Annotated in this window: 9 protein-coding genes; 1 reads left to right on the top strand and 8 read right to left on the bottom strand. The window is 34.8% G+C overall.

The features are described from left to right. Positions 1-467: thioredoxin-dependent thiol peroxidase (gene bcp / locus AC061E_RS15320; protein ID WP_478287029.1), on the bottom strand; the 467-nt coding region annotated here is incomplete at its 3' end. An 84-nt stretch (positions 468-551) separates the two neighbouring features. Here bcp and AC061E_RS15325 point away from each other — a divergent pair. Beyond that, positions 552-1,214 (top strand): endonuclease III domain-containing protein, encoded by a 663-nt coding sequence (locus AC061E_RS15325; RefSeq protein ID WP_478287030.1) that lies wholly within the window; start codon positions 552-554, stop codon positions 1,212-1,214. A gap of 237 nt (positions 1,215-1,451) precedes the next feature. Here the strand turns inward: AC061E_RS15325 and AC061E_RS15330 are convergent, their stop codons facing one another. The 7 genes from AC061E_RS15330 to AC061E_RS15360 form a co-directional block, all read right to left on the bottom strand. Beyond that, positions 1,452-2,036: an RNA polymerase sigma factor gene (locus AC061E_RS15330; RefSeq protein ID WP_478287031.1), complete on the bottom strand. Its 585-nt coding sequence runs from the start codon at positions 2,034-2,036 to the stop codon at positions 1,452-1,454. Positions 2,037-2,300: 264 nt separating this feature from the next. Next, on the bottom strand, positions 2,301-3,059 hold the full coding sequence (locus tag AC061E_RS15335; RefSeq protein WP_478287032.1) for a glycoside hydrolase family 16 protein: 759 nt from the start codon (positions 3,057-3,059) through the stop codon (positions 2,301-2,303). Positions 3,060-3,065: 6 nt separating this feature from the next. Continuing rightward, complete coding sequence (gene bglX / locus AC061E_RS15340; RefSeq protein WP_478287033.1) at positions 3,066-5,360, bottom strand: beta-glucosidase BglX; 2,295 nt, start codon at positions 5,358-5,360, stop codon at positions 3,066-3,068. 75 nt (positions 5,361-5,435) lie between these two features. After that, the gene (locus AC061E_RS15345; protein WP_478287034.1) at positions 5,436-7,076 is read right to left on the bottom strand and encodes a family 16 glycosylhydrolase; all 1,641 of its coding nucleotides are present in this window, start codon (positions 7,074-7,076) and stop codon (positions 5,436-5,438) included. Positions 7,077-7,152: 76 nt separating this feature from the next. Beyond that, the gene (locus AC061E_RS15350) at positions 7,153-8,748 is read right to left on the bottom strand and encodes a PKD domain-containing protein (protein ID WP_478287035.1); all 1,596 of its coding nucleotides are present in this window, start codon (positions 8,746-8,748) and stop codon (positions 7,153-7,155) included. Between the two features lie 20 nt (positions 8,749-8,768). Then, positions 8,769-10,292, bottom strand: coding sequence for a RagB/SusD family nutrient uptake outer membrane protein (locus AC061E_RS15355; RefSeq protein WP_478287036.1), 1,524 nt, complete (start codon positions 10,290-10,292; stop codon positions 8,769-8,771). An 11-nt stretch (positions 10,293-10,303) separates the two neighbouring features. Further along, positions 10,304-13,351 (bottom strand): SusC/RagA family TonB-linked outer membrane protein, encoded by a 3,048-nt coding sequence (locus AC061E_RS15360; protein ID WP_478287037.1) that lies wholly within the window; start codon positions 13,349-13,351, stop codon positions 10,304-10,306. Between the last annotated feature and the right edge of the window lie 154 nt (positions 13,352-13,505).

Consider the following 13,505-nt stretch of genomic DNA (forward strand, 5'->3'; position numbering starts at 1 on the left):
AGGAACAGATACAAAAGTACCTTCTTTAAGATCGCTATTCCATGTAATCCATTCAAAAACATAACCTCATCAATAAAACCTTCTTCATTAATAACAAAAGTAGTTCTATGAATTCCATCGTATTCTTTACCCATAAACTTTTTTGGTCCCCAAACTCCAAAAGCTTGAATAACTGATTTATCTTCATCAGCAAGTAAAGGGAAAGGAAATTCGTATTTGTCTTTAAACTTGGCTTGAGCCTTTGCACTATCAGCACTCACTCCTAATAATGCGTAATTATTAGATTGAAAGCGTTCAAAATTATCTCTCAAATCACAAGCTTCAGCTGTACATCCAGGAGTATTTGCTTTTGGATAGAAAAAAACAACTAGCTTTTTACCCGCATAATCTGCTAATTGATGTTTTTTACCGTCTTGATCTAAACCTATAAAATCTGGAGCTTTATCCCCTTTAGTTAATGTTGTCATTGTAATAATATTTAATAGTGAAATGGTTTGTAAGTTGCATTTACAATTAGAAATGATTTTCTTTACAATTCAAATTTAGGAATAATGACCAAACAGGAACGCGTAACTTTTGTTATAAATACGTTAAAAGAATTGTACCCTACAATTCCCATACCACTAGATCATAAAGATCCTTATACCTTATTGATAGCTGTTTTATTATCTGCTCAATGTACTGATGTACGGGTAAATCAAATAACCCCAATACTTTTTGCAAAAGCAGATAATCCGTACGATATGGTAAAAATGAGTGTAGAAGAGATTAAAGAAATCATAAGACCCTGCGGCTTATCGCCAATGAAATCAAAAGGAATACACGGATTATCACAAATTCTAATAGAAAAACATAACGGCGAAGTCCCACAAAGTTTTGAATTTCTAGAAGAACTTCCTGCTGTGGGCCATAAAACGGCTAGTGTGGTCATGTCTCAAGCTTTTGGAGTACCTGCATTTCCTGTAGATACGCACATTCATAGGTTAATGTACCGCTGGAATTTAACCAATGGTAAAAATGTAGTGCAAACAGAAAAAGATGCGAAACGTATATTCCCAGAAGAAACATGGAACGACCTGCACCTACAAATTATTTGGTACGGAAGAGAATATTCGCCAGCAAGAGGTTGGGATTTAGAAAAAGACATTATCACCAAAACTATTGGTAGAAAAAAGATAATCAACGAATATCAAAAAAAAGTAAAACCACTATAAATTAGTGGTTTTACTTTTTAAAAGTTACATTAAATCTACAATTAATTAGATACAATTTCATAGCACCTATTGTCTATTTTAATGACTGTCAGTGCTTTTGAATAACTGAGCAAAAAAGAAATTATTTCTTTTTTAGGTTTCATTAAAGGTAAGGCATTTGCCTTTTTTGAGTATAATTTTGCCATAAATTCCACGCTTTTATTTTTAAATTATAACGTAAGAATTAGAGGTATAGTATTACGTAGTTAAAACAATTTGATGTTTGTCTATAATTTTTCTCAAATTAAGTAAAGCATAGCGCATTCTACCTAGCGCAGTATTGATGCTAACACCAGTTATCTCAGATATTTCCTTAAAGCTCATGTCTTGATACATACGCATGATTAAAACTTCTTTTTGATCAGCAGGTAGCTCTTCAATAATTTTTTTTATATCAATTTGTACTTGATCTGCGATTATTTTATTTTCAATAGATAGTGAATCATCAGACATGATTGAAAAAATAGAAAACTCCTCCGTTTCTCTATACAAAGGCATTTTTTTTGATTTTCGAAAATGATCTACAATCAAATTGTGAGCAATTCGCATTACCCAAGGCAAAAATTTACCTTCCTCATTATAAGAATTAGATTTTAAAGTATTGATTACTTTAATAAAAGTATCTTGAAAAATATCATTCGTGATATCTCTATCCGGTATTTTAGAGTAAATAAAACCGTAGATTTTAGACTCGTGCCTTTTAATTAGTTTTGCTAATGCATCCTCGTTTCCAGACACATATTCTTTTACTAAAAGCGCATCGTTGAGTTGTATATTAACCATAATAGTACTTTTTTAATTTAATTAATTGGGGTATGATTTCTCAAAAAAGTAATTTTATGTAATAGGCTTTTGGTTTTAGTGGCTAATTTTAATTCAAATTTAACAAAATATTGCATTTAAATGCAAAAAAAAGAATAAAAATTATATTAATAAATTTAGAATCTGGTGAAATTATCAATGAAATTATAAACTATCAACAAAAAACACTAAAAAGCCGAAAAAATCTGGCTTTTTTAGTGTTTAGTATTGAGATAAATCTTCACTTTATTGATACACTTTGATGTAATCAATATAAAATTTTTGAGGAAAAATTGCATCATCCACCTCAGGCCCTCCAAAATTACCTCCTATAGCCATGTTTATAATAAAATAAAAAGGCTGATTGTATGGCCAAACAGCTTGGGTTTTTGATTCGGGCTGAAAGGTATACACTAACTTTGCATCTACAAAAAAATCAATTTTATCCGGTGTCCACTCTATAGCATACAGGTGAAAACCCTCCTCAATAGACTCGATTTTTGTTTTTTTAGTGTTAATAGTATTTCCATGACTGTCCTGAGTATGTAACGATGTAAAAACCATATTGGGCTCCTTGCCCACATATTCAAGGATATCAATTTCTCCACACATGGGCCACCCAACTTGATCAATATTAGAGCCTAACATCCAAAAAGCAGGCCAAACCCCCTGCCCTACGGGAAGTTTAGCTCTTGCTTCAAATCTACCGTATTGAAATTCTTTTTTCCCTTTGGTAGTAATTCTAGTTGATGTGTATTTATTGTCTGCTTCTTTTTTTGCAGTAATTACCAAACAACTTTTTTCAATTTTATGATTATCAGCCGTATATAACTGTCTTTCATTATTACCCCAACCACAATTTGGACAACCGTCACCCAACTCGATGTTCCAAGTTTTTTCATTTAATGATTTTTCATCAAAATGTTCTTCCCAAACTAATTTGCGCGTACCCACTTGTGCGAATGAACAATTGAAAATTAGGAAACAAACCAATATATTTTTCATAAATGCTTAGTTTTTAAATTGAAAATCTTTTTCGAATTGCGTTACAGAACTGCCTCCAACAAAAATTTTAAAGTCTCCTCCTTCGGCTTCCCACTTTCTATTGGCGGTAAAAAATTCAATTGTTTTCTCATCAACTGTAAACACTACTTTTTTAGTTTCATTAGGTTGTAACTCTATTAATTCAAAACCTTTAAGTTCTTTTACAGGGCGCGTAACGCTGGCGATCAAATCTCTAATATACAACTGAACTACCTCTTTACCTATTACATTACTTGTGTTTTTAACATTGACCGATACTTGAATAGATCCACCTTTTGCGAAAGCATTAGAAGACAATTCAATACCTGAATATTCAAATTTAGAATAACTTAAACCATGTCCGAAAGGAAATTGAGGCGTGTTTTTCTCGTCAATATAATGAGACCAAAAAACACTTTCAGGTTCATTCATTATAGGTCTTCCCGTATTTTTATAATTGTAATACAAAGGTAGCTGCCCCACGTTGCGCGGGAAAGACATTGGTAGTTTTCCACTCGGATTGTAATCTCCATATAGTACTTGCGCTATAGCGTTACCACTTTGTGTGCCTAACTGCCATCCCACTAAAATTGCAGGAATTTTTTCTGCAGCCCACGGAATAGCAAGAGGCCTACCATTGTTTAAAACCAAAACAATATTAGGATTCACTTTATACACTGCCTCTAGTAATTCTTGCTGTACACCTGGTAAATCTATCTCGGTTCTGCTTCTACCTTCTCCAGATTGCAAACCGTGTTCTCCTAAAACCATTACCACAACATCTGCTTGTTTTGCATTTGCAATCGCTTCATCAAATCCCGTTTTATCTGTGGAGTTGATTTTAGTTTCCCAAATAAATTGAATACGTCCCACCGAAACATCAGCACCTTTTGAAAAAGTCAGTTGATTTCCAGAGTATTTTTGCAATCCTTCTAAAACAGAAACCGCCGTATTGTCTTCGGCTGCAATTCGCCAGCTTCCTAATGGACTGGTTTTATCATTTGCCAAAGCACCAATTAACGCTATTTTTTGACCTGATTTTTTTAATGGTAAAATATCATTGTCATTTTTTAAAAGCACAATTGATTTTTTTGCCATGTCTAAAACACCTTCATGAAACTCTGGTTTACCTACTGTGGATTGCTCTCTTTTTTCATCACAATATTTATAAGGATCATCAAAAAGTCCTAATTCAAATTTGACTCTTAAGATACGTCTTGCAGCATCATCAATAAGGTTTTCTTTTACTTCACCCTCTTTAACCAATGCCACTAAATGGTCTACATAAGCGCTTGATTCCATATCCATATCAGATCCTGCATTGATGGCAATCTCGGCTGCATGTTTGCTGTCTTTTGCATATCCGTGAGCTATCATTTCGTTTATAGAACCCCAATCTGAAACTACAAAACCATCAAAATTCCAATCATTTTTTAAAACATCTCTTTGTAGATATGCATTACCTGTTGCAGGTATGCCATTCAATTCATTGAAGGAATTCATAAAAGTACGCACGCCAGCATCAACAGCTGCTTTAAAAGGAGGAAAAATGGTGTTTTGTAACGTATTTTCGCTTACATCTACCATGTTATAATCTCTACCTGATTCAGCAAAACCATAACCAGCAAAATGTTTGGCACAAGCCAAGATTGTATTGGTCGCGGCCAAATCATTTCCTTGAAAACCTTGCACTCGAGCTACCGCAATTTTACTTCCAAGAAACGGATCTTCACCAGCTCCTTCCATAACACGACCCCAGCGTGCATCACGAGCCACATCAACCATGGGAGCAAAAGTCCAATTTAATCCCTCCGCCGAAGCCTCTTCGGCAGCAATAGCTGCTGATTTTTGAATGGCTTGTAAATCCCAACTTGCTGCTTCAGCAAGTGGAATAGGGCTAATTGTTTTGTACCCGTGAATTACATCAAAACCAAAGAGCAATGGAATTTTGAGTCGGGTTTGTTCTACAGCTATTTTCTGTAGAGCGTGCACATCTTTTACCCCTTTAACATTTAACATAGATCCAACTAAACCTTTTTTGAGATCTTCATATTTTTTTGCGGCTTGGCCTTCTTTTGGAGTGGGTCCAGTAATATCCCAAAACCCATTGTATTGATTGAGTTGTCCAACTTTTTCTTCTAAAGTCATCAATCGAAGAACCGAATCAACCTTTCTATCTAATAAATTATTTTGCACATAGGAAGTTGATGGTTGTGTGATTTTTTTGCTACAAGCAACTACAATAAATAGGCTGCATAGTATGTATAGAAATGAGTGCTTCATTTGTGGTATGTTTATTAATGCAAAAGGCAGGTAAAAAAAACCTACCTTTTACTGTTATTTCTATTTCAAATGTGTTTATTGATAGACTCTTACATAATCAATCTCCATAGAAGATTGGCTAAATGCTGGATCAATTGCTCCTCCAAAGGTTCCTCCAATTGCAACATTTAAAATCAAAAAGAAATCTTTGTTAAATGGCAACGCACTTGTATTTGCAACCGTGTGAAACAAAACATCATCAACATATATTTTTACTGACTCTGGACTCCAAATGGTTTTATAAATATGAAATTCAGAAGCAGCATTAGCTATTGTAGTTGAACTTCCATTACCATTACCTCCTGAATTTCCGGGATAATGTAAAGTTCCGTAAATAGTTGTAGGTTGACTTCCTTTAAATTCCATGATATCAATTTCCCCGCAGGCTGGCCAAGCATTGGTAGTATAATTTTCTCCCAACATCCAGATTGCTGGCCAAGTACCAGCACCAGTTGTTAATTTGGCCCTTACCTCAACCCTACCGTAAGTAAATTCAAATTTATTTTCAGACTTCAATCGAGCCGATGTGTATGCTGAACCTACTTTTTTAGCAGTGATTTTTAAGTTCCCACCGGCTACAACTACATTATCACTAGCACTTGTATAAGACTGAGATTCATTATTACCCCAACCTCCTGCACCTAAGTCATAACCCCATTTAGTAGGATCTGGCGCTCCGTCAGTATTAAATTCATCGCTAAATTTCAATACATTATAATTTGCAGATGGCGGTGTAACGGCTCCAGCTGGAGGTGTTGTGGTAAAGGTATGATACCATGCTAAAAATGGATTACCTGCTTGAATTACTCTTACTCGCATTCTGTTATCCGTTAAAGAAAGTATTTCATAAGAACTTGAACCTACAAAATACCCCATAAAACCTCCATCAGCAATATTTAAAACAGTTCCCCTAGTTTGAGTAGCAGCTCCTGGATTTTTAGAAACAAAAGAATCTGATTTACTTAGAGTTACTGCTTTTAATCCTGTAGTAACCAAGTCAAAACATGCATCTTCACTAACGCCCTTAAGAGCTGCATTATAATACGTTTGTCCTTTGTTATCCAATTCAAATTTCATTTGTTGTCCCACTTTAGAGAAAGTCATTACACTTTTGTACAAACAAGTTGCAGCTTTTTCATTGGCTGCAGCCCTATAAAAAGAGGGATAGTAATTTTGTGTTCCAAAAGTAGGATCAGACCAAGCTACATTAGGACCAACACCCAAATGTTCTGGTTCACTTTGTGCCCAATACCATTTTTTATTAGATCCGCCAGTTAACAATTGAACTGCTGCTTCATCTTTAAAGTTACTAAACACAGTAACCTCTATTGATGTGCTAGAAGTAACTCCTCCGGCACCCGATGCTATTATGGTTACAGTATATGTATTGGTACCAGGCGTAGCGAATGGATATTCAAGAATTCCGCTTGGTTGATTTTTGCTTGTGCCATCACTAAAAACGTATTTGTATGAAATTGCATTTTCGGCGGTACTTACAAATTTTACTTTTCCTGACCCATCACCATTTGGAAATGCGATTGATTTCCCAATAATTTCAGCAGTCACTTTTAGATTTGAGGGAGCTTCTATGGCTCCAAATCCTAGATTATCCTCCTGACAATTCACCATTAAAAGCAGGATAAAAACAGAAACTATTTTGATTAGTATTTTTTTCATTTTATTATTTTTTAAAATTCAAATTGTAATAATGCACACTAACTATTAATGCTAGTTTTAAAAGTTAAAACCCTAATTAGTTGTGAAAGTAAACATTATCAATATAAACCGTATTGTTACCCGATGGTGCTCCTACATAAATTAATTGTGCAATATGTGATCTTGTAGTTAAACCTGTAAATTGACTCAATGGAATGTCAAGACTAACCCACGATCCTTGGGCTGGAGAATTTACTGTTATTTCATGTTCAACATCATCGCCTCCACTAAAAGCTCCATCGGCACCAAAATCAACTAGTTTAATCTTGAATTGTGTAAAATCAGAAGACCAAACATCAGTATGAAAGTGAGTCATAGCAGTTGCATTTATAGGAGTTGAAGTAGCCTCAATACCTACAAAATTTAGGGCGCTATATTTTTTAGTTGCATTTCCGCTTATACTCAAATCAGTTAATGTTGCACTAGACCAAGAAGTTCTCCAAGTATCGACAGCTACATTTGTATATGCATCACTAAACATAGAAATCACACTTGATGCAGGACGTGTAGGTGTTGGCGCTGCAGTAACAGAGCCTGCAGTGTTGTAAAAAAACACATTGTCTACATAAACTGTATTACTTCCTGCTGGAGCTCCTACTAAAATTAATTGGGCAATGTGCGAACGTGTAGTTAATCCTGTAAAATTACTTAATGGAATGTCTAAACTTACCCATTCCTCTTTTTTAGGATTGGCAATGGTTATTTCGTGTTCTCTATCATCACCACCGTCAAAGGTTCCGTTTGCACCAAAATCAACTAGTTTTACTTTGAATTCTGTTACATCTGATGACCAAATATCAATATGAAAAAATGTCATAGCCGATGCGTTTATAGGAGAAGAAGTAGCCTCTATACCCACAAAATTTAATGCACTGTATTTTTTTGCTTTGTTTCCACTGATATTAATATCCTCTAAAGTTGCTTGTGACCAAGAAGTTCTCCAGGTATCAACTGCAACATTAGTGTAGCTATCACTAAACATAGAGATAACATTTGCAGCAGGAACAGTTGGAGCTGGAGCAGCAAATAAATTTGTAACCGTTACTGGAGTTATTTTTTGAGTAGTTGCTGCACCACCACTCAATGCTACAACACGTACATTGTAGGTTCCTGGAGTTTTGTAGGTGTGCGTTATTACTTCACCTTGCATAAAATCTACTGGAACTTCATTAGGAACATCACCAAAATAAACTTGAAAAAAAGTCTCTAATTCTGCCTCTGCTGAAACATTAACACTTAGATTACTACCAATAGCAACAGTCGTTACTAAGTTTTTAGGTGCTAAAAACGAAACTGTTACATCTTGAATGGTTTCGGTTTTTTTACCGTTGAGAGTTATTCCGATAATTTTTGCTTTAAAAACTCCTTCGCGATATTTATGCGTGAACGTTTCACCAGGATTCAAAAAAACGGACTTCGTTGTGGCATCTCCAAAGAAGATTTCAAATTGAGTTACTCCTTCTCCTTTTGGCAAAAAAGTAACATTACCTGAATTATCTTGTGTAATGGTTGTGAGTGCCGACACGTTTTTTGGCGTACCTATAGTTTCTAAATCTACATCATTATTTTCCTCCGTACACCCAAAAGAAAGGGTCAGAATGAAAATACTTAGAATTAATTGTAACTTTTTCATATCTAAATTATGTTAGTTTTTTAATACCCTTGATTTTGTTTCCAATTCCCATTAGAAAACTGAATTTCCTCGATAGGTATAGGAAATAATTCGTGTTTATTTGCCGTAAATCCTGGGATTTCTTGTGCAGCCTTGCCTGTACGAACTAAATCAAAGAAACGATGTCCTTCTCCTGCTAGTTCTACTCTTCTTTCAGCCAAAATAAAATCTGTTAATGCTGCACCTGAAGAAACGATGTCATGATTTAAATCTCCAAAAGCACGACGACGCACTTGATTCAAATAGCCTCTTGCTTTAGCATCATCAATATTTCCGCGATTTAAAGCTTCGGCTGCCATTAATAATACATCTGCATAACGTATTGCTCGGTAATTGTTTGGGCTCGTTAATTTCTTATCTCCCGCAGCCTCATCTCTTCGAGTTCTAGGAATATACTTTCGATTAAAGTAACCTGTATCTTGGTTTTGTTTGGTGTAACTGGTACCAGGATTTTGCGCAATCCAAGCTACCATATCTAAAATAGTAACTTGTTTTCTTGAATCTCCAGCTTCAAATGCACTTTCTATCTTTGGAGTAGGTAAATTAAAATTGTTTCCATCAGCAAATGTAGGCCCTACGTATCCAAAAGGCCCAGCGAAACCTACTGCTACATTACCTTTACTATATTGCAATTCTTCATATCTTGCACCTTGAACATCAGTATATTGTACTTCAAAAACAGATTCAGGACCGTTTTCTCCCGCCTCTTCAAAAATGCTTCCAAAAGGCGTTAGACCACTGCTAAGCTGTTGAGACGTCAAATCAGTTGTTTGAACTAAATGATATCTTCCGGTTCCGATAAGTTTTTCGAAAGTAGTTGCTGCTAAATCATACTTTTTATCATATAAATATGCTTTTCCTAATAAGGCTAAAGCTGCTCCACTAGTAGCTCTACCTTTTTGTGAAGGACTTGCCGCCAAGTTTTCAGATGCATAAATTAAATCATTTTGAATAGACGCATAAACATCCGCAATTGATGAACGAGGTATTATTTTCTCGTCACCAGGAGCAAACCTAGCATCTCCTTTCATTGGTATCCCGCCAAACCATTTTACCAATTCAAAATGATAGTAGGCTCTTAAGAATCTTGCTTCAGCAATAACTTGATTTTTTTCCTTGAATTCCGTTTTATCTTTAAATTCTAAAATGTAATTCGCTCTTTGAACACCTGCAAACATCCAATCCCAAAGTTGCTTTAAATTAGCATTAACTGGGCTATGATTCATTTGATCAATTTGCTGATAACCAGGAACATCCGTTGGACTATTTCCTCCAGCAAAGGTATTATCAGATGCTATTTCACCCATTAGTACATTAATAAAAGTACTGTTCAACAGGTCATAAGCAGCAATTAAAGCATTGTCATAATCAGTTTTAGAATTGAAATAATTCTCTGAATCAATTGAATATTCAATAGGACGATCAACAAAATCATCACTACAAGAGCTCAATACCGAACTGAAAACGACGATTGATATTAGGGTAATAAATAAATACTTTTTCATCTTGAATGCAATTAAAAATTAATATTAAGACCTAATAAATAGGTTCTTGGAGTAGGATAAAAACCGTAATCTATTCCACCTCCAATAGGTTCTCCATTAGAAGCCCCTGGATCAAAGCCTTTGTATTTTGTAAATGTGTAAAGATTATTTACACCTACATACATTCTAAACTTAGAAATACCTACTAATTCAGATATTTTAGAATTCAATGTATATCCTAACTGAATATTTTGGATTCTGATATAAGATGCGTCTTCTACGAAAAAATCTGAAAACAGTTTATTAGTGGTTGCAGCAGTTGTAACTCTTGGAACACTATTACTGGTGCCTTCACCCGTCCATCTATCCAAAACATAATTTAAACGATTTGCATCTGGAGCAACGCTTTCATAATTACGCACCATATTATTTCCTATTGATGCAAAAGTATACGCAGAAAAATCTAAAGACTTATAATTGAACTGCATATTAAAGCCCATTGTAGCTGTTGGAATTGGATCTCCAATATCTGTTCTATCATCAAAATTAATTTTTCCATCACCATTTACATCTACATATCTAATATCTCCTGGAGATGCTGCAACCCCAAGATCACTTTGCGATGGAGCTGCATCAACTTCAGCTTGATTTTGAAAAATACCGTTCGTTTTTAAACCATAAAAATAACCTAATGCATGACCTACCTCCATTCTAGATGGTGCTAGTTGACCTATACCAAATGATCCCGATTCTATAAATGGAGTACCCATGTAGGTTACCTTATTTCTCAGCAAAGTAGTATTGTAGCCCAAACTCATACTAAAATCATTTGAAAATTTAGTATTGTAATTGACTGCAAATTCAATCCCTTCATTTCTAACTGTTCCTGCATTTATAGTTGGATTAGATGCTCCTGGAGCCTGCCCCCCAGATATACCTGAAACAGGTATTCTCTTAATTAATAGGTCAGTCCTAGTATCAATAAAATAATCAGCAACTAGCGTTAACTTATTATTAAACAAATTCAAATCAATACCAACATCGAACTTTTTAGCCTCTTCCCATTTTAGATTAGGATTGGGAATTTGACCTGTTGCTCTTCCTGTCACAATTACGCCGTCAAAAACATAAGAACCACTACCAGTTAATTGGGAAACATAACCATTAGAGGGAATAGCATCGTTACCTACTATACCATAACTCGCTCTTAATTTAAGGAAATTAACAAGGGGTTTATCTCCAAAAAAGCCTTCATCAGATACAACCCATCCTGCAGTAACTGAAGGGAAATATCCAACTTTGTTTCCCGGTCCAAACCTGGTTGAAGCATCACGACGAATCATTCCTGATAAAAGGTATTTCCCTTTATAGTCATATTGAATTCTTCCAAAATAAGAAAGTCTTCTGTCATCGTAAACATAGGAATCTACAGGTTTTGTACCCACAGCAGGAGCGCCGTTTGCCAACTTTATATCTGCATATTCCCAAGAATTATTAGGAACATCAAACCCTGTAGCATACAAACCATTACCATATTCTTTGTAAATAGTATTTCCAACTACCCCTACTAATTTGTGATTTTCTGCAATAACCTTTGTATAAGTTGCAAATAAATCAAAAGAATAATTGTTATCGTTTATAGCATTTTGCGAAACAGAACTTCTTGTATTGTTGAATACTTTTCCACTGCCATAATCAAGGATTGGTGAAAAACTTCTAGATTCACTATTAGCCGTTTTAAATCCAATTGTACTGCTAATAACCAAGCCAGGTATTAATTTATAATCTAATCCGAAATTCCCACTTAACTGCTTAAAGTTATAATCATTGTATGTATTGGCTATTTGAGCCAAAGGATTAATCATTTCGTTACCTAAAGCACCACCAGGAATCAATGTAAAATTACCAGCTGCATCATATGGGTTTATATTTGATGGTGCATTTACAGCATTTAAGAGTACAGAGGCATTTCCATTTTCTGGCAATGTTCTGCGATTAAAATAGGTATAAATAACATTTGTTTTCAATTTCAATTTTTCACTCACATCAGCCCCTAGGGAAACTCTTGCTGTATTTCGTAAAAATCCAGATTTGTCTTCACCTACAATTCCCTCTTGATCTAAATGAGAACCACTTACAGAATACGTAATTTTATCAGATCCTCCAGAAAAAGTTAAATCGTGGCTAATAATTGGTACACCTGTACTTAAAATTTGGTTTTGCCATTTAGTTCCTTTACCAAGTCCACTTACATTTGGATAAGGAGCTGGGTTTCCACTATTAGCGTAACTTTCATTTAATAAGAGGGCATATTCAGTTGCATTCAATGTTGGCAAGATTCGTGTCGATTCTTGAAAACCAGTATAGGTATTGAAAGAAATTTTGCCTTTAGAATTTTTCTTACCCATTTTAGTGGTTATTAATATAACTCCATTTGCAGCGGCTGAACCATAAATTGCAACTTGTGCATCTTTCAGTACAGTAATAGTTTCAATATCATTCGGATTTAATAATCCTAGCTCTCCTATGTAACCGTCTATTATGGTAAGTGGTTTTGCGTCACCATTAGTTGCAATACCTCTAATTCGAATATCCAAAGCTGCTCCAGGAGATCCAGATTGACTTGTTACATTTACACCTGAAACGGTTCCTTGTAAAGCTTGTTCCACGCGTACTGGTTTTAAAGTTTCCAATGTCTTACTATCAACTACTGAAACCGCACCTGTTACTTCTCGCTTTTTTTGACTTCCGTAACCAATAACAACAACCTCATCTAATACTTTTGAGTCTTCTTGCAAAGAAATAGTAAGTGAAGAACTTGCGGCTGTTACTTTAAACTCTAAATTTTTATAACCAATATAAGAAAAGATTAATGTTGCGCCGGGCGCCACATTTTTTAAGGAAAAACGGCCATCAAAATCAGTAGATGTTCCGCCTTTTACATTTTTTAGTTGAACATTAACTCCTGGTATTGGAACACCAGAACTTGCTTCATTAACAACTCCTCCAACATCATATCCTTGGGCAAACCCAAAAGAGGACAGAAAAAGGAAAAGGATTAGTAGATAGTTTGACTTCATAATTTATGTTTTTTGTGAACTCTAAAATTAATCCGTAACAGTGCTAATTATTCAAAAAGAACCTCTACAAAAAACATACAACGCAAAAAATTTAGTATTTAATTCTCAATACTTAAAAAAAGTGTTGAATATTAAGAAGATTTTGTGAAACAAT

The sequence above is a fragment of the Flavobacterium sp. GNP011 genome, assembly GCF_056428925.1.

Excerpts from the sequence above, each read along its gene's own strand:
- AC061E_RS15345 (WP_478287034.1), bottom strand. The coding sequence starts at position 7,076 with ATGAAAAAAATACTAATCAAAATAGTTTCTGTTTTTATCCTGCTTTTA.
- AC061E_RS15330 (WP_478287031.1), bottom strand. The coding sequence starts at position 2,036 with ATGGTTAATATACAACTCAACGATGCGCTTTTAGTAAAAGAATATGTG.
- AC061E_RS15355 (WP_478287036.1), bottom strand. The coding sequence starts at position 10,292 with ATGAAAAAGTATTTATTTATTACCCTAATATCAATCGTCGTTTTCAGT.
- AC061E_RS15350 (WP_478287035.1), bottom strand. The coding sequence starts at position 8,748 with ATGAAAAAGTTACAATTAATTCTAAGTATTTTCATTCTGACCCTTTCT.
- AC061E_RS15335 (WP_478287032.1), bottom strand. The coding sequence starts at position 3,059 with ATGAAAAATATATTGGTTTGTTTCCTAATTTTCAATTGTTCATTCGCA.
- bglX (WP_478287033.1), bottom strand. The coding sequence starts at position 5,360 with ATGAAGCACTCATTTCTATACATACTATGCAGCCTATTTATTGTAGTT.
- AC061E_RS15360 (WP_478287037.1), bottom strand. The coding sequence starts at position 13,351 with ATGAAGTCAAACTATCTACTAATCCTTTTCCTTTTTCTGTCCTCTTTT.
- AC061E_RS15325 (WP_478287030.1), top strand. The coding sequence starts at position 552 with ATGACCAAACAGGAACGCGTAACTTTTGTTATAAATACGTTAAAAGAA.